Genomic DNA, 1,119 nt, shown 5'->3' on the forward strand with positions numbered 1-1,119 from the left:
TCGATGGAGAGTCCGGTTCGCCAAAAGCAAAAAACCCGCCTTTTAGGCGGGTTCTTCTAAATATTGGTGCCCGGACTCGGAATCGAACCAAGGACACGGGGATTTTCAATCCCCTGCTCTACCGACTGAGCTATCCGGGCAACGGGGCGCATTAAAACCGATTCGCCTCGCGTCGTCAACGAAATTTATTTAAATCGTTGCAGACTGCACAATCTATCACCACTTTGCCGCGCCTGCACCCGTTTTCAGGCAAAAAATGCACTCCAGGCCGCCGAGAGCGGCATAGCAATAACAAGCGCGGGCAGCATGTTGGCGACGGCAAACATCTTAATACCGCAGATCCGCAGCCCGGTCGCCAGCAGCAGGACCCCGCCGACGGCGCTGAAGTCACCCATCATCGCGGGTGTCGTCAGGGGCATCACCAGCGTGGCGCAGGCACCCAGGCTGAGCTGAATAAGCAGCATCGGTATCGAGATCGCCGCGACAGCAATACCCAGCGAGGTGGCAAAAATCACCGCGGTAAAGAAGTCGAGAAAGGATTTAGCGATCAAAATGCTGGCATCGCCGGTTATCCCTTCACGCATCGCACCAAAGACGCCGGTGCCGCTGGCGCAGAACAGAATAATGATCGCCACCAGGCTCTGAATAAACGTCTCATGGGGGGCAGGGGCGCCCTGCTTGCCGCCGCGCTGCATCAGCCGGCGCAGGCCGTTCACCGCGCCGCCGATCCCACGTTCGACATAGCATATCTCGCCAATCAGCGTACCGAGCAGCGTGGCCAGCACCATTACCGGTAGGTTAACGCACTTCACCACCAGCAGAATGCCAATCCCCAGCGAGCAGAGGCCAAAAATAGCGGGCATGGAGGTGCGCACCCGCTCCGGCAGCCGCTGGCTCAGCAGGGCTCCAATCGTCCCGCCAATCAGCACGGCGGCAGCATTTATAAAGGGTCCGGTTAGCACGCTGTTTCTCCTGAAATCTCGGTTTACATAACTGCATAGTATGCCGGAAAAACGCGCTGATTACGCACGCATTGTGGGTTGCATGGGTAGATTAAAAGTGACATTATTGCGCGAAATTTCTCCTTGTTACGCTTCTTTAAATTCAGTGTTCTTAATA

At 56.0% G+C, this 1,119-nt stretch carries 1 protein-coding gene and 1 tRNA gene; both read right to left on the bottom strand.

The genetic code is table 11. The annotated features are described in order from the left end of the window. Positions 1-64: 64 nt before the first annotated feature. Positions 65-140, bottom strand: a tRNA-Phe gene (locus tag FN633_RS12260). 105 nt (positions 141-245) lie between these two features. Beyond that, positions 246-962, bottom strand: coding sequence for a DUF554 domain-containing protein (locus FN633_RS12265; RefSeq protein WP_154057893.1), 717 nt, complete (start codon positions 960-962; stop codon positions 246-248). Between the last annotated feature and the right edge of the window lie 157 nt (positions 963-1,119).

Origin of the sequence: Pseudescherichia vulneris, from assembly GCF_902164725.1 — a bacterium.
GTDB classification, from domain to species: Bacteria; Pseudomonadota; Gammaproteobacteria; order Enterobacterales; family Enterobacteriaceae; genus Pseudescherichia; species Pseudescherichia vulneris.